Here is a 228-nt window from a genome sequence, read left to right on the forward strand (position 1 = left end):
GCTATACCTTTGACCGGCACACAGAATGCAGAAGACAGCCCACCTTGTACAGATGCATCCCAAAGATTCGTATGACGATCAGCTACTTTGTCTTTCCACTCGACTACTTGTCCTGGCGATGTGTAAAAACGGAACTCTTGTGGAATACGCACATATCTGGTTGGGACAGCTTTGTAACCTAGGTTGAATACTAGGCGAGTAAGTGGTGCGCCCGCTACGTCAACGATA

At 47.8% G+C, this 228-nt stretch carries 1 pseudogene; it reads right to left on the minus strand.

Features of this window, described 5'->3' with window-relative positions:
• Window positions 1–228, minus strand: a pseudogene (locus tag KVT11_RS20915) (phage major capsid protein); the annotation flags it as partial.

Source organism: Bacillus sp. GbtcB10 (genome assembly GCF_019091365.1).
Taxonomy (GTDB): Bacteria; Bacillota; Bacilli; order Bacillales; family Bacillaceae; genus Bacillus; species Bacillus altitudinis.